General features: G+C 34.5%; 16 protein-coding genes. 10 read left to right on the forward strand and 6 right to left on the reverse strand.

Going from position 1 to position 20,804, the window contains the following annotated elements; genetic code table 11:
- Window positions 1-5 precede the first annotated feature (5 nt).
- Complete coding sequence (locus tag V7S79_RS08080; RefSeq protein ID WP_459490070.1) at window positions 6-1,106, forward strand: Wzz/FepE/Etk N-terminal domain-containing protein; 1,101 nt, start codon at window positions 6-8, stop codon at window positions 1,104-1,106.
- A 92-nt stretch (window positions 1,107-1,198) separates the two neighbouring features.
- Here V7S79_RS08080 and V7S79_RS08085 read toward each other — a convergent pair whose 3' ends face one another.
- The gene (locus tag V7S79_RS08085) at window positions 1,199-2,401 is read right to left on the reverse strand and encodes a sensor histidine kinase (RefSeq protein WP_459490071.1); all 1,203 of its coding nucleotides are present in this window, start codon (window positions 2,399-2,401) and stop codon (window positions 1,199-1,201) included.
- A gap of 143 nt (window positions 2,402-2,544) precedes the next feature.
- Between V7S79_RS08085 and V7S79_RS08090 the strand changes: the two genes are divergently transcribed.
- The 3 genes from V7S79_RS08090 (at window position 2,545) to V7S79_RS08100 (ending at window position 6,120) form a co-directional block, all read left to right on the forward strand.
- Window positions 2,545-2,886, forward strand: coding sequence for a PadR family transcriptional regulator (locus V7S79_RS08090; protein WP_459490072.1), 342 nt, complete (start codon window positions 2,545-2,547; stop codon window positions 2,884-2,886).
- A 3-nt stretch (window positions 2,887-2,889) separates the two neighbouring features.
- Window positions 2,890-5,325: a PspC domain-containing protein gene (locus V7S79_RS08095; RefSeq protein WP_459490073.1), complete on the forward strand. Its 2,436-nt coding sequence runs from the start codon at window positions 2,890-2,892 to the stop codon at window positions 5,323-5,325.
- A gap of 66 nt (window positions 5,326-5,391) precedes the next feature.
- Window positions 5,392-6,120: a head GIN domain-containing protein gene (locus V7S79_RS08100; RefSeq protein ID WP_459490074.1), complete on the forward strand. Its 729-nt coding sequence runs from the start codon at window positions 5,392-5,394 to the stop codon at window positions 6,118-6,120.
- Between the two features lie 47 nt (window positions 6,121-6,167).
- On the opposite strand, the gene V7S79_RS08105 is transcribed toward V7S79_RS08100, so the two are convergent.
- A complete protein-coding gene (locus tag V7S79_RS08105) occupies window positions 6,168-6,776 on the reverse strand; it encodes a DUF1684 domain-containing protein (RefSeq protein ID WP_459490075.1) in 609 nt (202 codons plus the stop codon).
- A 51-nt stretch (window positions 6,777-6,827) separates the two neighbouring features.
- Between V7S79_RS08105 and V7S79_RS08110 the strand changes: the two genes are divergently transcribed.
- The gene (locus tag V7S79_RS08110; protein WP_459490076.1) at window positions 6,828-7,418 is read left to right on the forward strand and encodes a riboflavin synthase; all 591 of its coding nucleotides are present in this window, start codon (window positions 6,828-6,830) and stop codon (window positions 7,416-7,418) included.
- Between the two features lie 88 nt (window positions 7,419-7,506).
- Here V7S79_RS08110 and V7S79_RS08115 read toward each other — a convergent pair whose 3' ends face one another.
- Window positions 7,507-8,637, reverse strand: coding sequence for an acyltransferase family protein (locus V7S79_RS08115; protein ID WP_459490077.1), 1,131 nt, complete (start codon window positions 8,635-8,637; stop codon window positions 7,507-7,509).
- A 318-nt stretch (window positions 8,638-8,955) separates the two neighbouring features.
- On the opposite strand from V7S79_RS08115, the gene V7S79_RS08120 reads away from it, so the two are divergent.
- Complete coding sequence (locus tag V7S79_RS08120; RefSeq protein WP_459490078.1) at window positions 8,956-10,359, forward strand: hypothetical protein; 1,404 nt, start codon at window positions 8,956-8,958, stop codon at window positions 10,357-10,359.
- 56 nt (window positions 10,360-10,415) lie between these two features.
- On the opposite strand, the gene V7S79_RS08125 is transcribed toward V7S79_RS08120, so the two are convergent.
- The gene (locus tag V7S79_RS08125) at window positions 10,416-11,396 is read right to left on the reverse strand and encodes a ribonucleoside-diphosphate reductase small subunit (protein WP_459490079.1); all 981 of its coding nucleotides are present in this window, start codon (window positions 11,394-11,396) and stop codon (window positions 10,416-10,418) included.
- Between the two features lie 114 nt (window positions 11,397-11,510).
- A complete protein-coding gene (locus V7S79_RS08130; RefSeq protein WP_459490080.1) occupies window positions 11,511-12,110 on the reverse strand; it encodes a hypothetical protein in 600 nt (199 codons plus the stop codon).
- Window positions 12,111-12,203: 93 nt separating this feature from the next.
- On the opposite strand from V7S79_RS08130, the gene uvrA reads away from it, so the two are divergent.
- The 3 genes from uvrA to V7S79_RS08145 all read left to right on the forward strand — a co-directional run bounded on the left by uvrA (window position 12,204) and on the right by V7S79_RS08145 (window position 18,566).
- Window positions 12,204-15,059, forward strand: coding sequence for an excinuclease ABC subunit UvrA (gene uvrA / locus V7S79_RS08135; RefSeq protein WP_459490081.1), 2,856 nt, complete (start codon window positions 12,204-12,206; stop codon window positions 15,057-15,059).
- Between the two features lie 8 nt (window positions 15,060-15,067).
- A complete protein-coding gene (locus V7S79_RS08140) occupies window positions 15,068-16,549 on the forward strand; it encodes an NADH-quinone oxidoreductase subunit N (RefSeq protein ID WP_459490082.1) in 1,482 nt (493 codons plus the stop codon).
- Between the two features lie 100 nt (window positions 16,550-16,649).
- Complete coding sequence (locus tag V7S79_RS08145) at window positions 16,650-18,566, forward strand: amidophosphoribosyltransferase (RefSeq protein ID WP_459490083.1); 1,917 nt, start codon at window positions 16,650-16,652, stop codon at window positions 18,564-18,566.
- On the opposite strand, the gene V7S79_RS08150 is transcribed toward V7S79_RS08145, so the two are convergent.
- Window positions 18,563-19,648, reverse strand: coding sequence for a DUF5009 domain-containing protein (locus V7S79_RS08150; RefSeq protein WP_459490084.1), 1,086 nt, complete (start codon window positions 19,646-19,648; stop codon window positions 18,563-18,565). The genes V7S79_RS08145 and V7S79_RS08150 overlap by 4 nt on opposite strands.
- 70 nt (window positions 19,649-19,718) lie before the next feature.
- On the opposite strand from V7S79_RS08150, the gene V7S79_RS08155 reads away from it, so the two are divergent.
- The gene (locus V7S79_RS08155; protein ID WP_459490413.1) at window positions 19,719-20,801 is read left to right on the forward strand and encodes a mevalonate kinase family protein; all 1,083 of its coding nucleotides are present in this window, start codon (window positions 19,719-19,721) and stop codon (window positions 20,799-20,801) included.
- Window positions 20,802-20,804 lie beyond the last annotated feature (3 nt).

Raw genomic sequence — 20,804 nt, forward strand, 5'->3', positions numbered from 1 at the left:
CAGATATGTCTTCTTCTATAAAAAATAATAATGAATTACCTGCATCAGGAAAAGATGAAATTTCAATTGATTTACTTCAATTGTTTCATAATTTAATTGCTCATAAATGGAGGATATTAATATTTGCCTTTGTCTTTGCGATTCTAGGTGCATTGTACTCTTTGACAAGCCCCAATGAGTATGTTTCTACTGTAAAATTATTGCCTGAAATTGATTCCAAATCTGTTGGAGGAATGGGTGGATTACGATCTTTAGCTGGATTGGCTGGGATTGATTTAAATTCAACAACAAGCACTGAGGCTATACGTCCTGATTTATATCCAAATATTTTGCAGAGTACACCTTTTTTACAATCTATTTTGGATAAAAAAATCTATGTATCTAAGAAACGAAAGTGGATTATTCTTAGAGATCTTCTTTCGAAAGAAAGAATAAAAGCTCCTCTTTCATTGTCAGATGATGAAGAGGAAGAACAGATGGAAGAGGGGGATCAATTCATCATTCCTCAAGGTGCTTTGGCTAATGGATTAGTCAATTTAGATAAGAAAAGTAGTGCAATTTTGTTGAATTTGAAAAATAGAATTACAGCTGAAATAGATAAAAAAACGGGGGTAATTACCATTTCAGTTAAATTACCGGATCCTGTTGCTGCGGCAAGTGTGAGTTATTTTGCACAACAATATTTGACTGATTATGTAACTAAATATCGTACTGAAAAATCTGTCAAAGAAGTGATATTCTTAAAGAAGCGCCAACAAGAAGCTAAAGATAGATATGACCAAGCTTTACATACTTTGTCCAATTACAGAGATCAAAATAGAAACCTTTTTCTAAATGTTGCCAAGGATCAAGAAAAGAAATTACAATATGAAGTTGATTTAGCCTATAATCTTTATTCAAGTTTAAATAATCAACTGGCTGATGCTCAAATCAAAACACATAGAGAAACACCTGTCATTAAGGTATTAGAGCCAGCTCAAGTGCCTATTAAGAAAAATAGCCCTAAAAGAGCTTTAATTACTATAGGTTTTCTCTTCTTTGGAATATTCGTCTCAGCGGTAAGCGTTTTGTTGAAAACTATTAACCTTAAAGAATTATTTAACTAAATGCCTGTTATCTTTTATCATCTTTTTGTTTTTTTAACATTAAGAAATTAAGAGTCATTAAGACTACTTACCTATTACCTTTTACCTATTATTCAATCCGGCATCGGAAGAATAATTCTAAAAGTTGTCCCCTTGTTTAATTCTGTCGATTTTAGGATTAATTTTCCTTTGTGGTAATTCTCTACGATTCGTTTTGCTAAAGTTAGTCCTAAGCCCCAACCACGTTTTTTGGTACTAAATCCGGGTGAAAATACTTTTCCTGTATTTTTTGGAGATATTCCTTTGCCTGTATCTGTGATATCAATGTTGATAACATTGTTTTTTCCTTCCGTCAAAATAATACTAATTAAACCCGTACCACTCATCGCATCTACTGCATTTTTACAAATATTTTCTATTACCCATTCGAATAAATAGCGGTTCACATTAGCCGTTTGATTGGGATTTAAATGCGATTGAATATCTACGGTTACTTTGGAAGAAATTCGAATTTTCAAGTATTTCAAAAAACTTGAAATTAATTCTTCGATATCTTCTTCTTTTAATATGGGTAATGAGCCAATATTTGAAAACCGAGTGGTGATGGTGTCTAATCGTTGAATATCTTTGGTCAATTCCTCTACAATTTCTGGATTAATGTGGGGTTCATTTCTGAGAATCTCTACCCACGCTGTTAAAGAGGATAGGGGAGTGCCCAATTGATGTGCCGTTTCTTTGGCAAGTCCTACCCAAACCCTGTTTTGTTCCGCTCTTCTCGAATAAGAGAAAAAGATGTAGCCTAGACCTACTAGAATTAGAACAACAACCAATTGAGACAATGGATAATATCTCAATAATTTTAGTAACTGCGAATTTCCATAGTAAATATATTCCTTTTGAAATCCCATGTCCATCTCGATGGGTTTGTTATTTTCCAAAAGTATTTCTGCCAATTTTGTTTTTAATAAAGTTTGCTTTGCTTCTGTGGATAATTGGTCTGACATGGGAATATTGATCGAGTTTAAATGACCACTTCCATCTTTCCAAATAACAGGAATTGTATTGTTTTCATTGATTTTCTTAATTCTTTCGAAAAAGAAATTGATATCCGCATTTTCATCACTTGTCATTACATAGCGAATCGTTTCGGCGTATAACTCAATCTGCTGCTTTTCCCTTTCTTCCAGTTTAGAGACTAACCCGTCTGTAAAATAAAGCGAAAAGCTAGCCATGACTATACAAACAGCTATAAACGCCACTTTTAACCAAGTGTCTCGGTTGTAAAATGCTAATGGTATTGATAAATCTCTCAACATAGAATTATTTTCAACTATGAAAATCTTACATTCATCACAAATTACCTACCGTTTATCCACAAATCAAAAAAAAAGTTTCTAAGGTACTATGTATTGCAAAGTACCTTGCCTATATTTGCATTGTTAATTTAAAACACAAACCAATGGATATTGAGAATACCAAGGTGCAGATGCGAAAAGGGATTTTAGAATTCTGTATTCTGCAAATTATTTCAAGAGGAGAAGTTTATGCTTCGACGATGTTGCAAGAATTAACTTCTGCAAAAATCATGGTAGTGGAGGGGACATTGTATCCTTTGCTGACTCGTTTAAAAAATGCTGGGTTATTGGATTACAAATGGGTTGAATCTAGTTCAGGTCCACCTCGCAAATATTATGTGTTAACAGAAATGGGCCAAACCTTTTTGGCCGAATTAAAAGAAACTTGGACTGATTTGGAAAATTCAGTTCATCAAATCATCGATCCATCATCTTCAAATTCATAAAAAATGAAAAAGACTTTATCAATCAACATCGCCGGAGTTGTATTCCATATAGAAGAGGATGCATTCGGAATATTAGATGCTTACTTATCATCGATTCAAGCATATTTTGAAAATTTTGAAGGTTCAAAGGAAATCATAGCCGATATTGAGGGGCGAATTGCTGAAAAATTTTGGACTATTCGGGAAGAGGAAAAAACCGAAGCCATCTCCTTAGAGCATGTGAATAATCTAATTGCTGCGCTTGGTACTGTTGCTGATTTTCAAGAGATTGAAAATGAGGAATACCGTAAAGAAGCGACCAATTCAGGTCAAACAAAAACAGATTCTACACCAAAAAATGCCAAGATTTTTAGAAGAGATATTTTAAGAAAACAATTGGGTGGAGTTGCTGCAGGTTTAGGTCGATATTTCGATATTGATCCAATTTGGGTTAGAATTATCTTGTTGGTGGGATTTTTTGGTTTAATCCCTTTGTTACACGTTGGGAATGTGATTTTTTGGGCTTATATCCTTTGTTGGATTGCTATCCCAGGAGAGAATTACACGGAAGATGATCGTCAATATAGAAAGTTTTATAGAGACCCTGAAAAGAAAGTAATTGGTGGAGTGATGGCGGGTATTGCCGCCTATACGGGTTGGGATTTAGGTTTATTAAGAGTTTTGGCAGTGATTTCAGCTTTATTTTTTGGTGCTGGTATTTTAACCTACATCGTTATCATGGCGATTTCTCCACAAGCAAAAACATTGACGGATAAAATGGAGATGCAAGGTGAGCCGATTACTTTGGAAAACATTGAAAATAACATTAAAAAATCCATTGATAATGAAAATGGCCCAGAAAGCACTTTGTCAAAAATTTTATTGTTCCCTTTTAGAGCATTAGCCATAGTTTTCAAATCTTTAAGTGGAGTATTGATTGGGATACGTTGGTTTTTTCAAATTGCCGCGGGATTTGTTCTGACAGTTTTGGGATTAGCGCTTTTAGTTGTCTTGTTTGTTTTTGCGGTGTCAGGTGCCTCAGGTTTTGATCATGGCTTATTAAATATTTCATTAGGCGAGGCACAATTACCAATCTTTTTATTAGCTAAAGATTTGCCCTCATGGACTTTTTGGGCATTTTTGGCTGCTTTTTTACCTATCATTGTTTCCATCTGTATGACCGGAGTGTCACTTTTGATCAATCGAAAAGTATTTAATAAAATGTTTTCCTATGTGTCATTTGCAGTCATTTTAATAGGTTGGATCGCACTATTTTTTGCAGCATCTACCCTAGGTAAGAATTTTGCGAGAACAGCATCTGTTAATCAAGTAAAAGATTTACCAATCAATAAAGCACCTTACCTTTTAGATGTGAAAAAAGAATCACAAGAATCGATTTTTGAAAAAATGTTGGGGAATAAAGCTTTGGTGGATGAATTTGTAGAAGACGAAGATATTCATGAATACAATAATGGAGGATTTAGTCGAGTGAGAATTAGTTTAGAAGGATATTCAGGTAAGAATGTACAAATCATACAATTTTCTAAATCGAATGGATTTGACCGTTCAGATGCTGAAAAAAATGCAAAAAGTATCAATTATGGATTCAGTCAAGTAGGCGAAAAACTGCTTTTTGATACGCATTTTGGTATTTTAAATCAAAAATTTAGAAATCAAAGGGCTCGTGTAAAAATATTAATTCCTTATGGAATGGAATTTAGTATGAGTCGCGATTTTGCAAGCTATGTAGATAATGTGATTGATGGTGGGTATTTCAATGAGGAAAAAGGAGATTTGTTCGCGGGTTCTTTATGGACTTTTACTTCAGTAGATAATTTGGTTTGTAATAATCGTGAGCCAATCGAGTTTGGTTCCAATTTTGGGAATAATTCTTCTCAAGATGGTGAATCAGAACAAAGCCAATTTTCGATCTCTAAAACTTATGAGCCTTTTTCAACCATTGAAGTGAATAATTCAGATGCTTCTTTGATTAAAATTGAGCAGGGAAAAGAATACAAAGTTTCCTTTAAGGGTGATTTCGCTTCTTCTGATTTTGATTCTGATGCAAAAGTAAATGCAGGAGTTTTAAAATTTGATCAAATTCAATCGGGGATAGAAGTGGTGATTCAAACGCCAAATTTGAAGAAATTGGAATTAAGTGGAAGTGCGCGGACTGAATTAAGCGGCTTTAAGTTGACTAATTTAGAGCTTATATTAAAAAATGAACATAGCCTTACTTTAAATGGATCTTCTGATAAATTAATAGCTTCGACTTTTGATCAATCGGAATTAATCGCTAATAATTGGACGACCAAAAATGCTTTAGTATTTGCCCAAAATGAGTCTAAAATGGAATTAAATGTAAGTGAGTCTATTAAAGGAAAGAAGGAAGAAAGTGCTGTGATTAATTATCCAGCTCAAAAATCTTTAAAAGTACTATTGAATCAAAAGAAAAAATAATTGATATACTCCATGCAACTTAATGTCAGCTAAGAGCATCTTCTTTTCATATTTAAATTTTATCTTATGAAATTACATCTTCAAAAACCCATTCTTTTATTGGCTTTTTTGTTCATTAGTCAATCTCTTTTGGCCGATAATGAAACGATTAGAAAAGCGTTTAAGGTTGCTGGTTTTTCTGCTTTAGAAATTGGAAGTGCCTTCGAAGTACAAGTAAAACAATCATCTACTTTTTCCTTAGTAGCAACAGGTCATCCTGAGGATGTGAATGCCTTAGAGGTGGATATTAATGGTAATACCTTGGAAGTCCATTTCAAAGAAAATTCTAATTGGTTCTCGTGGAATTGGGGGAAAAATAGAAAAAAAATTGTCTTGCAAATTTCAATGCCAAAAATCACTTCAGCCGATTTTTCAGGAGCTACGAAAGTGGAAGTGAGAGGATTTACCGATGAGGAAAATTGTAATATGACTGTTTCTGGGGCTTCAAAGTTGAATTTAATGGATTTTAATGCAGATAAATTGTCTTTAGAAATCTCAGGCGCTGGTCATGTTAAATTAACAGGCCATATCATTAAATTAAATCTTGACTGTTCAGGTGCTAGTAAATTGGATGCCGCAGAAACATTTATTCGAGATGTGGATCTTGAATTATCTGGCGCTTCCCATGCCTTGGTTCAAGTTCAAAAAACCTTGCGAGTAAATGCCTCTGGAGCCTCAAAAGTAAGTTACAAAGGGAGTCCAAATGTGAGTAAGGATGTCTCTGGGGCTTCTTCGGTGGTTCGAGTAAATGACTGATGCTCTTACCTCTTACCTCTTACCTCTTACCTCTTACCTCTTACCTCTTACCTCCTTTCTCCCGCTTGAATTTTTAGAGGTATGGAGTTTCTTTGGGGTGGTACTGGACAAGCATAGGTTTCATTATAGGCGCAATAAGGAAAATATGCTTGATTAAAATCGACGGTGATTTTATTTCCATTCAATTGATCAGCTGGGATGTCAATGTAACGTCCCCCGCCATAGGTTTCGATGGGTGCTGTTAAATCTTTGAAAGCTAAAAAGAAATTTCCATTACTGTGCTGATATAAATCCAATGAAAGTTGCTTTCCGTTCTTTTCGGTACTTATGACAGCGAATAACACCATTTTCTCAACACTACCATCTGTCATTTTAACTTCAATCTCCTTTATTTCGTCTAATTTTTTTATTTGAAAATCAAGTTTCCAGGCAGATTGATAAGGATAGTATGTTAACCCTTTAAAATTCGCCTTATCCTTTATCGGAGAATCGTCCAAGGTTCGAAATGATTCAACTTTCTGAGCTCTTGAATTAATGGTGGCAATGGAGTCTTGATTGCTTTTTAGCTTTTCCACTTTTGAATTATCGGGAATACTGATATAAATAATGAAAGCGATTAGAGAAAAGATAATTAAAAACCAAGGCTTGAATTTCATAGGATTGGATGTAATTTTGAAAGGTATTTACAAAAATAAAAAATATTGCGGATGTTTACAGGAATAGTTGAGGCCATGGGGCTTTTGGAAAAAAAAGAAATAAAAGGTAGTAATTATGATTTTTGGTTTTCTTGTCCTTTTACAGATCAATTAAAGATTGATCAATCACTAGCTCACAATGGAGTCTGTTTAACAGTCGTTGAAATTAAAAATAACCAATACAGAGTAACGGCTATTGACGAAACACTTAAAAAAACAAATTTAGGTGATTTGACTCTTGGACAAAAAGTCAATTTAGAGCGTTGTATGCTAGCCAATGCGCGCTTCGACGGTCATATTGTTCAAGGACATGTCGATTTAACGGGAATTTGCACCGACATTCAAGTGAAAGATGGTTCTTGGGAATATTTTTTTGAATACCCTGCAGCGAGTGGTCAAATAACGGTTGAAAAAGGGTCCATTTGTGTAAATGGAACAAGCCTAACTGTGGTACAATCAGGGGATCATTCATTTTCTGTGGCGATTATCCCTTATACCTACGAAAACACCATATTTCATCAATTAAAAATTGGTGATCGTGTTAATTTAGAGTTTGATATTATAGGAAAGTATTTGCAAAAAATATCTGGAAATAGGAATTAGAGAAAAGAGAAAAGAGAAAAGAGAAAAGAGAAAAGAGAAAAGAGAAAACACCTCTTACCTCTTACCTCTTACCTCTTACCTCTTATCCCTACACACTAAAAAACATTTTTTTCTGATAACAGAAATATAAAAATGCCCATTTGATTCCTAAATAACAGATGGCTATTACCACTGCGCTATAAGATTCAGTAAATAATTGTCCTAACCAATGAAACAATCGATCAGCAGTGAATTCCCAATCGATAAATGCGTTGGATAAGTAGATTAAAATAGAATTCATTCCTATGACTTTGAAAAAGAAGGCCCATTTTCTATACTCTAAAACATCAATGACGTAGTAAAAAATTGATAAGAAAACTAAACTGATACCTCCTGCTTGTAAGACAAAAGAACTTGACCAGATATTTTTATTGATTGGGAAGTCTAAATTCCAAATTTGTGCCAAAATGATCGATGAAATGCCTGCAATTAATAAATAAAGGCTTTTTTCTTTTCCACTTTTTTCGTTGTTTTTTAAGAAATTTCCTGTGATAATACCTAGTAAACCTGTTGCGATTGCTGGAATTGTAGAAGTTAATCCTTCAGGGTCGTGATTGCCTTTGTATAGACGACCTGGCATTAAAATTCTATCCAAATAGGATGCAAAATTACCTTCTTGTGTTAAGTCGCCTATCGGAAAACCAGGTGCTGCATTGAATTTTAATAGAGCGTAATAGAAAATCAAGATTCCTCCGAACCATAAAATTTGAAAAACATTCTTTTTGGTGTACAAGAAGATGATATTCGCAAATAAATAGCCCAATCCAATTCTGCCTAATACGCTACCAAATCTTATTTCTTCTATGGGTTTGAATTCAAGTCCATTGTTGTAGATAATGCCTAGGGCAACTAAAATTAATCCTCGTTTGATTACTTTGATGAGTAATTGCTCTCTCGTTTTTCCTTGTTCTAATTGTCGGCCTAAGGCATAAGGAGTAGAAACACCTGCCATGAATAAAAACATAGGGAAAATTAGGTCATACATTCTGAAACCATGCCATTCAGGGTGACTCAATTGATAGGCTGCTGTTTCCCAAAATGTTGAGCCTGATGCTTTGGCTAATAAATGAATTACTTCCTCACCTCCCATAATCCAAAACATGTCGAAACCTCTAAGGGCATCAAGCGAATAGAGTCTTTTTGAACTAGATGGATTTAATTGATTTTCTGAAATTGTCATTGTTTGATAGGTTTATTTTATGCAATTAAGGAAAAATTTATGAAATAGTTTTCTGTCAATTTTAATTTCAATTTTCATATTTAGGCAAGTGTGCATAATTATTTGAAAGTAATAGTACCGTTAAATAAATTTAGGGGATATTAAGTTTCAAATACATTTCTAAATTCTTGAAATCTGTTAATTTTGATTTTAAGTTTTATCAGACTCTTTTTCTACAATCAACATATATAAGCATTTACAATTTGAATTTATTAATTCTTCCGTTTGTGGTTGATATTTGTTGGTTTCATGGATTTTCCAAAAATCTTTTTCGATCTTATGTTTCAAAGAAAATATTTCTACCTATTGCTTATTTTTTTTCAGTTTATAGGCATCGTTACATATTCTCAAGAAGTTTTAGAAAGAAGAAAGTTTGTTATTTATGATTTAGCTTCAAAGTCGATTTTTAACATTGATCTGGAACATCAGATATTTTATGTGATGAATCAAGACACCAGAATTGGACCTTTTAAATTGAATTTCGAAAATGTCAAAATAGAGGATATCGATCAAAATATTCATGTAAATTGTTTGAATAAATCTGCCGGTGAGTTTTATCTTTCAATCGCTGGAACGGGGCAAATTTACACCTTCAATCCTAGTAATCATCTTTTTAAAAGACTAGATAAAACTTTTTATCGTGGATATAATTTTTTCGCAATTCCAATAGCAAGAAAGGATTCAATTTATTCAATGGGTGGTTATGGATTTTGGCATATCAATAATATTTTGACTTATTATGATAAAAAACTGAATGAATGGGAATTACTTCAACATAAATTCACAGACGATGCCCCCGAACGTATTGTTTCAAAATTTGGTGGATATCATCCAATGGAAGACAAAATTTTTGCGGCAGAAATAAAAGATCCTTATTCGGAAAAAGAATTATTACCAATTCCATTTTTTCAATTTGATTTCAAAAAAAGGATTTGGTTGAAATTAGGGACTATTAAATCTTTGCCCACTTCCTATATGCAATACGATCATTTAGATTTACTTTGGACGGGGCAATTCTTTTTCTCACATGATTTTACCTCACCTCATTTTATTGATCCTGTGGCAAATAAGCACTACAAATACATGGGCAATAAAAAGTCCTTTTTCTCATTGTCTGTCCACTTAGAATCAAAAGGAGCCTATTTGTATTCATTTTTACAATTGAACAATAAAAACCAAGATAAAATATTAGTTGATTCCATTTCTGTAAAATCCTTGTTGAAGGATAGCGCTGTATTAGGTACTTTTTACCAACCAGTTTCTTTTTTAGATGGTATCAATTATTATTTAGTTGGAATTGTGTTTTTGGTTTTTATATTAATCATTCAATTTTTCAAAATTCGTAAAAATAAATTGATTCAAAGCTTCCATCAAGGTTTAGTGAAATCCATAGAATTTCCTGAGTATAGTCAAGAGTTTTTAAGATTTATGTTTGACCGAGAAAATCATATTTGTTCCACTGAAGAATTGAATGCTATATTAAATTGTAGTGATAAATCCATCGAAAATCAAAGGCAAATTCGATCCAAATTTATTTCTACTTTGAATCTTTGGATTGAAATTGAATTTCAAGTGCCAGAAGCTATTGGAAGAATTTCTTCAGAACATGACAAGAGATTCGTGAATTATACCATAACACCTGAAGGTTTACGTGTATTGGATCAAATCTTTCGATTAAAATAAAAAAAAGGAGGCTAATTTAATTAGCCTCCTTTTTTTGATAATACGATAAATCTATTTTAAAAATCCTCATCTAAGGAGAATCCCATCGATTCTTTATCGGACATAACTCCTGATTTTTGATACTCTGCAACTCTTTTCTCAAAGAAATTGGTTTTTCCTTGCAAAGAAATCATCTCCATGAAATCAAATGGATTAGTTGCATTGTAGTATTTTTTACAATTTAATGAAACTAACAATCGGTCAGCTACGAATTCGATGTATTGGCACATTAATTCCGCATTCATTCCAATCAATGAAACTGGCAAAGCAACTGTAACGAATTCTTTCTCAATTTCAACGGCATTTAAAATGATTTCATATACTCGATCTTGAGATAGTTTATTTTTTATATGATCAGAATACAATAAACAAGCGAAATCGCAGTGCAATCCTTCATCTCTAGAAATTAACTCATTAGAGAAGGACAAGCCTGGCATCAAGCCTCTTTTCTTTAACCAAAATATTGAACAGAATGATCCTGAAAAGAAAATACCTTCTACCGCTGCAAATGAAATTAATCGCTCTACGAAGTTGTCACTCTCAATCCATTTTAATGCCCAATCGGCTTTTTTCTTAACACAATCGATGGTTTCAATGGCACGCAATAAACGATCCTTTTCTTTAGGTTCTTGTATATAAGAATCAATTAAAAGAGAATAGGTTTCCGAATGGATATTTTCCATCATTACTTGAAAACCATAAAAGCATTTGGCCTCCGCATATTGCACTTCTCTTAAAAAGTTGTTCGCTAAGTTTTCATTCACAATGCCATCTGAAGCAGCAAAAAATGCTAAGACATGGGAGATGAAATGACGTTCACCGTCGTTCATTTTTTTCCAGTCATTGATGTCTTGCGACAAATCAATTTCTTCGGCTGTCCAAAAAGAAGCTTCTGCTTTTTTGTAAAACTGCCAAATATCATCATGTTTAATGGGGAATAAAACGAATCTGTTAGGATCTTCAACTAATAAGGGTTCCGATAAAAGTGCTTTTGACATGTATTTAGAAAAATTGAATTCGAATTTAATAATTTTAAAACTAATTTAAGAGGCAATGGTCAATTAAATTTCAAATAAATAAACTCACCGTTAGGTCAATTTGTTTTATGAAATTTAAAAGAAAAATCCTCCTACTTGAACCACAAATGCTGACCCATACGGTGAGCTTTTGGCACCATATCCCGATGAATAATTTAGGTCATACATCAAAGTCAAATTGAGTCCAATTTTGGAACCTATTCCGATACCGACTAAAACTGGATTGGAATAACTGAGCCCAGTGTTACCTGAAAGATTTGAATAGTTTTCAACTTGGGCTGTTAGATAACTTTGCCCAACAATTTGAGATAAAGCAGGGACATAATGCCTTGCAAAAATTCTTTCACCTAATAAATTTGAAGTTAATTTACCAATGGAACCTCCATAATTAATGGAATAATATTGATAGGTTACTCCAAGGCCAATCACCGTATTGTTAGTCAATTGATATCCAGCCATGGGAGAGAGGCCAATACTTGTTGGATTTCCAAAACTTAATCCCGAAATACCGCCACCAAAATGGACTCTTTCTTTGAAACTTAATTCACTTACATCTTTTTCTACATCTAAGTCGCCTTCTGCTCCCTCTTCTTTGATGACAACTGCATCTTGTGCGAAAGTGGATAGCGAACTACCAAAACTTAGTAGTCCAATGATAAGTAGTAGTTTTTTCATTTTTTTTTCAATTTATGTAAGCAATCAACGTTTTTTTTGAAGGTTTATGATTTGTCCCGCAAGATTAACAAAATTAAAGGATAATTTTGTTTTATGAATGATGTTGTTTCTAGTTCTGTTACAAATTCGGGGATTGAAAATTTAGATCCTAAGTCGCATATAATTATCAAAGGCGCGCGCGTCCATAATTTGAAAAATATAGATGTTGCGATACCCCGAAATCAATTGGTTGTGATAACAGGTTTGTCTGGTTCAGGCAAATCCTCTTTAGCTTTTGACACTTTGTTTGCCGAGGGGCAAAGAATGTATGTGGAAAGTTTAAATAGCTATGCAAGGCAGTTTTTGGGACGAATGGAAAAGCCTGCGGTGGATTATATTCGAGGGGTTTCGCCGGCGATAGCTATTGAACAAAAAGTAAATACGAAAAATCCACGTTCTACTGTAGGAACTACAACTGAAATCTACGATTATTTAAAGCTACTTTTTGCCCGAATTGGTAAAACCTATTCACCTATTTCAGGTGAAGAAGTTAAGAAAGATTCAGTTTCTGTGATTGTTGACTGGATTTTAACATACGATCAAAAAAGAGTTTTGATATTAGCTCCATTTTTACGTCATGATGATCGAAGCTTCGAGTATGAATGTCAATTGCTGGTTCAAAAAGGCTATTCTCGATTAATGTTTGAAGGTAAAACATTGGACTTGGAAGAATTGCTTGAGGATAAAGAACAATTAGCCCAATTTCAAAAAAAATCAGATTCTGTTGCGATTTTAATTGATCGTTTGCTTAGTAAGGCAGATGATGAAGAAACTTTATTCCGACTAGGGGATTCTGTTCAAACGGCTTATTTTGAGGGTGATGGTGTGTGTTGGATAGAAGTCGAAGGGGAAGAGCGGAGAGTGTTTTCCAACAAGTTTGAATTAGATTCCATCGTTTTTGAGGAGCCTAGTTTGAATTTATTTTCATTTAATAATCCTTATGGTGCTTGTCGTAACTGTGAAGGTTATGGTAAAGTGTTGGGCTTAGATCCAAATTTGGTTATTCCAGATCATGAATTATCTGTTTATGAAGGAGCCATTGCTCCATGGAGAAGCGAAAGAATGAGTGAATGGCTTTATCCATTGTTAAGAAATGGTGTCAATTTCGATTTTCCAATTCATCGGCCTTATAAAGATTTGACAGAAAAGGAAAAGGAGTTATTATGGAAAGGCAATAAATATTTTGCTGGATTAAATCAATTTTTTGATCATTTAGAAAAAGAGACTTATAAAATTCAATACAGAGTATTATTGTCTAGGTATAGAGGCAAAACAGATTGCCCAGAATGCAAGGGTTCGCGGTTAAGAAAAGATGCAGCTTATGTCAAAATTGGTGGAGTTTCTATCATCGATTTAGTTCTTTGGCCACTTACTAAAGTGAAAAGCTTCTTTGAAAATTTACAGCTAGATGTTCACGATCAAGCTTTATCCAAACGTATTTTAATTGAGATTAACAATCGTTTGGAATACATGGATCGAGTTGGATTAGGTTATTTGACACTTAATCGTTTAAGCTCCACGTTATCAGGTGGAGAATTTCAACGGATAAAATTGGCAACATCTTTGGGTAGCGCCTTGGTTGGTTCCATGTATATTTTGGATGAACCTAGTATTGGATTACATCCTAGAGATACGACTCGTTTGATTTCTGTATTACTCATGCTAAAAGCCATGGGAAATACGGTGATTGTGGTAGAACATGAGGAGGAAATTATGCGCGCTGCGGATCAAATCATCGATATTGGACCAGAGGCAGGAAGATTGGGAGGTAATTTGATGTTCCAAGGAAGTTTGAAGCAAGCATTAATAGAAAAAAATAAAACAAGCCATACTTTACGTTTTTTGAGTGGCGAAGATCAAATTGAAGTACCTAAATTTCGTAGAAAACCTTTGGCATATATTGAAATCAAGGGCGCTGCTGAAAATAATTTGAAAAATGTAAATGCTCAAATTCCATTGGGCGTTTTGAGTGTTGTAACAGGTGTTAGTGGTTCAGGAAAATCAACGTTGATACGCAAAATTTTATATCCTGCTGTATTAAGAAATTTACAATTAGGTACAGAAGAAACGGGCCGATTTAGGGAATTAGGAGGAAGTTTAAATAAAATTGCGGGTATAGAGATGGTGGACCAGCAACCCATTGGAAAATCTTCTCGTTCTAATCCTGTGACTTATATCAAAGCCTACGATGCCATTCGATTGCTTTACTCTGAATTGCCTGTTGCCAAAGCAAGGGGATATAAACCGGCTCATTTTTCATTTAATGTAGAGGGTGGGCGTTGTGAAACCTGCCAAGGAGAAGGAGAAACAACGATCGAAATGCAGTTTATGGCGGATATTCGATTAACCTGTGAATCATGTGGTGGAAGTCGATTTAAACAAGAAATATTGGATGTTAAATTCCAAGAAAAAAACATTTCTGAAATTTTAGATATGACCGTAGAGGAGTCTGTTGAATTTTTCAGACAAAAACATCCTAGAATTGCAGACAAAATTGACCCTTTGTTTCAGGTGGGATTAGGCTATATCAAATTAGGGCAATCATCTAATTCACTTTCTGGAGGAGAAGCTCAGCGTGTCAAATTAGCCAGTTTCTTAGGTAAGGGGAATCCCAATAAAGGTAAAACGCTTTTTATATTTGATGAACCAACAACGGGATTGCACTTTCATGATATTAAAAAATTATTGAAGGCCATGAATGATTTGGTAGAGCAGGGCGATAGCGTTGTCATCATTGAGCATAATATGGAGGTTATCAAATGTGCAGATCATATCATTGATTTGGGGCCCGAAGGTGGAGAGAATGGAGGTTATATAACTTTTGAGGGAACGCCAGAAGAAATGGTAAAATTGAAAGATAATTTTACTGCCGATTACTTGAAAGAAAAATTAATTGTTAAAAACCCTTAAGTTTGTAGATGTTTTCTTCCGAAATTCTCGCTTCTTTAGATTCAAAGCTTCATCTAATCACTGATGGGTTAAATGCCATGATTCCGGAACTACTCATCTGTTTTTGGATGGTAGTATGTCTATTTGCTGAGCTGTTTTTGCATGGTAAATCGGAAAAATTTGCTACTTCTTGGCGTTATTTTGTTGCTCAAATCGGGATATTATTGGCCTTTGTTCTGTCTATTCAGCGAATGGAATTAGGAGTGAATGCGTGGGCTTCTTTCCGTTTATTTTCCATTAATTCAGGCTCTAATGCCATGAATACCTTGATTTTGTTTTTTGCATTTTTGATTTTATTCATTAATCAGCTGCAACAAAAACGCTTTCAATTGGAAGAGAAAATAGGCTTTTTTTCAATACTTAGTGGTGCATTGTTTACTTGTATTAGCGCACATTGGTTATCTATCTATTTAAGTATCGAATTGATGTCTTTAGGGACATATTTACTAGTTGGAATTCGTAAAGATGTAGAAGGTACGAGAGCATCTATCCCTTATGTACTTTTTGGCTTAGCCACTTCAGCCATTTTATTGTATGGAATTTCATTGGTTTACGGACTAACTGGAACATTGTCATTATCGGATGCTACATTTACGAGAGGGTTAAGTGAGGCAAATCCCTTTTTAGTCATTACAGCACTTTCTATGGTTGGTGCTGGATTTTTATTCAAAATGTCATGGGCGCCTTTTCAACCTTGGAGTCCAGACGTACTCGAAACATTACCCGCTTCATGGATGGTTTGGATTTCCACAGCTCCTAAAATGGCCATTGCTTGGTTGGGTTTACGTTTGATTCAGGTTGTACCCATTTCTATGGTGGAGGCAATTAGTCTTTTAGCCATCATCACTTTGTTAGTAGGTAATTTTGGAGCGCTTCTACAAACGAATACGAAAAGGTTATTGGCCTATTCGAGTATAGCGCATGGTGGTTTTATGGCAATGGTGTGGATATTTCCTATTGCTGAAGCAATGCAAGCTTTGTGGTTTTATTCATTGATTTATGGATTAAGTACGATTTTAGTCTTTTATGCTTTGGATGAACGAGAGGAAATTAAGTATCAAAAAGATGATTTGAGTCGATGGAGTGGACTTTCTCAATCGAAACCATTTTGGGCTTTATTCGTGTTGATTGGATTTGTTTCTTTGGTGGGTTTACCTCCGGCAGGAACTTTTCTAGCAAAATTGACTTATTTTACTTTGTTATGGCAAAAGTACCAAGATAGTGGAATACGTTTGGTCATGATTTTATTACTAGTTTCTGTTTTTACTACAGCAGTTTCTATATTTTATTATTTAAAGATTCCATATCGGATTTATTTTAAAAAATCAGAAGAAAATAATATTCAATCAGCATCAGAAAATGGATCGTATTTATGGCTTTATGCTATCTTGAGTGGCATAATTATCTTGATGTTTATTTTGCCAAATATGTTTTTAACAATTTGGAAATAAGTGGCGAAAAAAATTGAACTTTTCCGTTTTTAGGTCATTTTATTTATTAATTTTGATTCCCATTTCATTTGAACTACAATCCTAGAGAAACAACCAGAAAATGTCTGATTCTATTAAGCATGAATGCGGAATTGCATTAATTCGATTAAGAAAGCCATTCCAGTATTATCTTGACAAATATAAAACTCCAAGTTACGGCCTCAAAAAGTTGTATTTAATGATGGAGAAACAAGTGAATCGGGGCCAAGATGGAGCTGGGGTTGCTAATATCAAAATCAATGTCAAGCCAGGTAGCAGGTATATTAGTCGCTACAGATCAGTAGAACCACAAGCTGTGGCCGATATCTTCGGGAAAATCAACAAGAAATTTCGTAAAGCTCAAAAGTTGGCCAAAGATCATAAAAAGGAAACGGGTGTAGATCCTTCCATGGATGCTTCTTGGTGGCAAGACAATTTTGCTTTTACAGGTGAGGTTTTGTTGGGTCACTTGAGATATGGCACACATGGGCAAAATGAGATAGAAAACTGTCATCCAATGTTGCGTCAGAATAATTGGAGAAGTAGAAATTTAGTGATGGCGGGTAATTTCAATATGACCAATGTGGATGATTTATTTGATAAATTAGTTTCATTGGGTCAGCATCCAAAGGAGAAAGTAGATACCGTTACCGTAATGGAAAAGATCGGACACTTTTTGGATGAAGAAAATCAAAGACAATTTTTAAAATACAAAGATCAATATACCAATCCAGAATTATCGGATGTATTAGCCAGTAAAATTAACCTTAAACGTGTTTTGGAGCGTTCATGCAAAGATTTTGATGGTGGATATGCCATGGTGGGTATGACGGGTTATGGTGCCTCTTTTGTTGCGAGAGATCCTGCTGGTATTCGTCCCGCATTTTATTATGTAGATGAGGAGGTCGTGGTTGTAGCCTCTGAAAAACAGGCCATTAAAACGAGTTTTAATTGTGCGTATGACGAGATAAAAGAAGTAACACCAGGCCATGCCTTGATCATCGATCAGGAAGGGGCAGTGGATGAAGTCCAATTCATAGAGCAATTAGAACAAAAGTCATGTTCATTTGAGCGAATTTATTTCTCTAGAGGTTCAGATCCAGATATTTATCACGAGCGTAAAAAATTAGGTCGTTTATTGATTCCTCAAATTTTAGAAGAAGTTAATCACGATTTAAAAAATACCGTATTTTCATATATCCCCAATACAGCGGAAACAGCATTTTTAGGGATGATTGATGGTTTAGAAGATCATTTAGCCAAAGAACGTAAAAAAGCCATCATGGATGGAGTACTTTTTGAAGAAGATTTGGATGAATTATTGACTTTTAGACCACGTGTAGAAAAGTTGATTTCGAAGGATGTCAAAGTGCGTACTTTTATTACGAGTGATGACCAAAGAGACGACATGGTTTCTCACGTATACGATACTACGTATGAGGTGATTAATAAAGGGGTAGATTCAGTAGTGTTGATAGATGATTCCATTGTGAGAGGCACAACATTGGAAAAAAGTATTTTGAGTTTATTAGATAAATTATCACCTAAGAAAATTGTAATCGTATCTTCTGCTCCACAAATTCGATATCCTGATTGTTATGGCATTGATATGTCTAAAATGAAGGAATTTGTCGCATTCAGAGCAGCTTTGGCGTTATTGAAGGAACGTGGATTGGAACATATTTTAGATGAAGTTAATTTGAAATGTCTTCAGGCTTTGGAAAACGGTACTGCGCAAGAAGAGAATTTAGTCAAAGCGATTTATGCACCATTTACCGATGATGAAATTTCAGAAAAAATCGCAGATATAGTCCGACCAAAGAATTTAAGTGCAGAGATTTCCGTTGTTTATCAAACGGTAGCCAATTTAAATGTCGCTTGTCCCAACCATTTAGGCGATTGGTATTTTACGGGTAATTTCCCGACCAAAGGGGGTAATCAAGTAGTAAACAAGGCATTTGTCAATTTCATGAAAGGGGTAGAAGGAAGAGCGTATTAAAGTGAAATATATACTTTTTTCTTATCCATGAAGACCGCCATGATGGAAATGAGTCCCAATACAACCAATGAATTGATTACTTGATAAACTGGTTCGTTAATATTGACTTTTTCCGCAAGTCCTTTGATGAAAATCAAAGATGAGTCATTTAGCCATTCAGGTCCGATTGATTCAAAGAAAAGATAGATAAAGATTGAATTTTTACCGAACGATAAAATCGTATTGGAAACATTGATCAAGGGTTTTTCACGTTCCCAATTTAAATAGAAAAAGCCCATCATTAAAGCTACCCAGCCGCCTGATGCAATCGTAAAAGAAATAGTAGCCGTTCGCTTAATAATCGGAATTCCTGCCCAATCGAGTCCATATCCGACAACAATACCGATAAATGCCAAGGAAAATAAAGTCCTAAGAACAGCTTGTTTGTCCTTTGTTCGATGAATAATTCTACCTAATAAGGCACCCCAAATAGTATGTGCCGCCGTTGGAATACAATTAATAGCAATCCAATGGCCTCCACTCAATTTGCCCATTAATAGCAAATCCATATAAGAACCAAAATTTTTATCTGGTGTATATGCTTGATCAAATCCAGGGATTTCTGAAAAAACATAAAGACTGTGTGATAGCAAAAGTAAAAGTAGCGATGCAGCAATTTGAAGAGGAATAGAGAACCTCAATAAAAAGAACGCGATGATGGTCGTGACAGACAATTGGGTTAATACATTCCAAAGTTCTAACACGATTTTACCGCGGTATAAACAATGAAGCCCAGTCCCAAATAAAAATAGTAAAATAGATCTCTTTATAACCTTCGGCCATAAGTTAGCATAAGTAGCACCATTATCTAATCTTTTATAGGTTGAAAAATACAAAGCAGATCCAGCTATGGTCATAAATCCAGGTTGAATGAGATCCCAAAAATGTAATCCTTGCCAATCAACATGAAAGAATTGTTCAATAATGGGATTATCTGGAAAAAGTTTATCAAGGTTATGATAAAGGCCCGTGCTTTCGGCAGCTAAAAGAAATAAAATAAAACCACGGAAGTAATCAACTGAAGGTATTCGTTGGGAAATCATGATTTAAATTTTGTGTTTAACAGCTAAGGTATTTATTTAATTTCAATTTTGTACTTTTGTTAATTATAAAATTTTTATGATTGTTTCCACTCCCGGCCGTATTTGTTTATTTGGTGAACACCAAGATTATCTTGGTTTACCTGTCATTGCTGCGGCTATTTCAAAACGCATTCAAATAAAAGGTCAATTTCGCGCTGATCAAACGGTTCATTTTTCTTTACCAGATATTGGAAAAGAAGAGTCTTTTGAATTGAACTATCCACTTACTTATTCCAAAGAACGTGATTATTTTAAAAGCGTTTGTAATGTTTTGTCCAGAAAAGGCCATTTAATTAATCGTGGATTAGAGTTAGAGATCCGTGGAAATATTCCTATTAATTCTGGTACATCTAGTTCATCTGCCTTATTGGTTTCATGGGTTAAGTTTTTGTGTGAAATGTATCATTTGCCCTATACTCAAAAAGAGATAGGTGAAATAACTTATGAAGCGGAGGTCTTGGAATTTACCGAGCCAGGTGGAATGATGGATCAATATTCTACAGCCGTAGGAAATGTGATTTATTTAGAGAGCGTTCCTAAAATATCCATTGAAACCTACCAAAATAAAATGGGAACCTTTGTTTTGGGTGATTCATTGGAAGCCAAAGATACTTTAGGAATTCTTTCCCGAGTAAAGTTTGGTACTTTAGCGGGAATCAAGAAAATTCAAGAAAAAAATCCAGCATTTAATTTAGCCACTTGCACCTTGGAAGAATGTGAAGTTTATCAATCACTTTTAACGGAGGATGAATGGATTTTATTAAGTGCAAATTTATCTGATCGAGATATTCTATTGGCCGCAAAAAATATGTTTGAAGGAAAGGAAATTTGGGACGACAAAAAACTAGGAGATTTGTTAAATTTGCACCAAGTGAATTTACGGGAGCATAAGCGAATTTCTACGGCTAAAATAGATCGAATGATTCAGGCAGCTTTAGATGCAGGAGCATTAGGGGCTAAAATCAATGGTTCAGGTGGAGGCGGATGTATGTTTGCGTATGCACCTGTTGAACCAGAGAAAGTGGTAAAGGCTATTGAAGCGGAAGGCGGAAAAGCTTATATCATACGAGTAGATGAAGGTACTAAATTAGAAAATGAGAGTTTATTTTATTAATAA

This window comes from Aquirufa sp. ROCK-SH2 (genome assembly GCF_054558315.1).

Bases quoted from the DNA above. Each gene is read 5' to 3' on its own strand.
- V7S79_RS08080 (WP_459490070.1), top strand. From the start codon at position 6: ATGTCTTCTTCTATAAAAAATAATAATGAATTACCTGCATCAGGAAAA.
- V7S79_RS08085 (WP_459490071.1), bottom strand. From the start codon at position 2,401: ATGTTGAGAGATTTATCAATACCATTAGCATTTTACAACCGAGACACT.
- V7S79_RS08090 (WP_459490072.1), top strand. From the start codon at position 2,545: ATGGATATTGAGAATACCAAGGTGCAGATGCGAAAAGGGATTTTAGAA.
- V7S79_RS08095 (WP_459490073.1), top strand. From the start codon at position 2,890: ATGAAAAAGACTTTATCAATCAACATCGCCGGAGTTGTATTCCATATA.
- V7S79_RS08100 (WP_459490074.1), top strand. From the start codon at position 5,392: ATGAAATTACATCTTCAAAAACCCATTCTTTTATTGGCTTTTTTGTTC.
- V7S79_RS08105 (WP_459490075.1), bottom strand. From the start codon at position 6,776: ATGAAATTCAAGCCTTGGTTTTTAATTATCTTTTCTCTAATCGCTTTC.
- V7S79_RS08110 (WP_459490076.1), top strand. From the start codon at position 6,828: ATGTTTACAGGAATAGTTGAGGCCATGGGGCTTTTGGAAAAAAAAGAA.
- V7S79_RS08115 (WP_459490077.1), bottom strand. From the start codon at position 8,637: ATGACAATTTCAGAAAATCAATTAAATCCATCTAGTTCAAAAAGACTC.
- V7S79_RS08120 (WP_459490078.1), top strand. From the start codon at position 8,956: ATGTTTCAAAGAAAATATTTCTACCTATTGCTTATTTTTTTTCAGTTT.
- V7S79_RS08125 (WP_459490079.1), bottom strand. From the start codon at position 11,396: ATGTCAAAAGCACTTTTATCGGAACCCTTATTAGTTGAAGATCCTAAC.
- V7S79_RS08130 (WP_459490080.1), bottom strand. From the start codon at position 12,110: ATGAAAAAACTACTACTTATCATTGGACTACTAAGTTTTGGTAGTTCG.
- uvrA (WP_459490081.1), top strand. From the start codon at position 12,204: ATGAATGATGTTGTTTCTAGTTCTGTTACAAATTCGGGGATTGAAAAT.
- V7S79_RS08140 (WP_459490082.1), top strand. From the start codon at position 15,068: ATGTTTTCTTCCGAAATTCTCGCTTCTTTAGATTCAAAGCTTCATCTA.
- V7S79_RS08145 (WP_459490083.1), top strand. From the start codon at position 16,650: ATGTCTGATTCTATTAAGCATGAATGCGGAATTGCATTAATTCGATTA.
- V7S79_RS08150 (WP_459490084.1), bottom strand. From the start codon at position 19,648: ATGATTTCCCAACGAATACCTTCAGTTGATTACTTCCGTGGTTTTATT.